At 37.2% G+C, this 685-nt stretch carries 1 protein-coding gene; it reads right to left on the bottom strand.

The annotated features are described in order from the left end of the window. Positions 1-309, bottom strand: a 309-nt coding sequence (locus WEIDD23_RS10725; protein WP_197458879.1) for a PTS sugar transporter subunit IIA, incomplete at its 3' end; no start/stop codon positions are given. Positions 310-685 lie beyond the last annotated feature (376 nt).

Here is a 685-nt window from a genome sequence, read left to right as displayed (position 1 = left end):
CCCATAAGCTTCAATCAACATTGGCAAGTTCAAACCTGTAATAATGGCCATTTGATCTTCATGCAACGCTTGAATACGTGATGCTGCGTTGAATGGTGATCCACCCCACAAATCAACCAAGAACAACACTTGACTGTTTGGTTCAAATGTTGCTAATGCATCCTCAAACTTCTTCATCAAGTCTTCTGGACCTTCGTTGGGCATAAACGTAACCACTTGTACGTTCTCTTGCTCACCGAAGATCATTTGACCTGACTGACGAATGCCGGCTGCAAACTCTCCGTGACTAGCAATAATGAAATTTACCATAATTGCCACGCTCCTTAATTTATTAATCCCTTAGGTACAAAACAAATTGTACAGTACATTCCGGAATATGTAAACGCTTTCAGTGAAATATGTTTGCATTTTATGATTATTCCGATAAAACTGGATGTTTTTATCCTAGCGTCAGTATTTGTGTAATCTATGAATTTTTTGCTGTATTACACTAACAATGTGATTATACCGCCATTTTAACCAACATTACGTCGGCGTTTAAATGTTCATATTCCCTTGGATGTTATAATATTATGACTTCTTTAAGGGGGATTAACCTATCATGACGGCGTTAAAACGTTACTGGAAAAATATATATCTTCTATATAGCATACTATTTTTATTGGTCGCTGCTGCTGTTTTCGTG

The sequence above is a fragment of the Weissella sp. DD23 genome (assembly GCF_001579105.1).
GTDB classification, from domain to species: Bacteria; Bacillota; Bacilli; order Lactobacillales; family Lactobacillaceae; genus Weissella; species Weissella cibaria.
The sequence above is the reverse complement of the archived record's forward strand: the minus strand, read 5'-3'. Positions and strand labels throughout refer to the sequence as shown.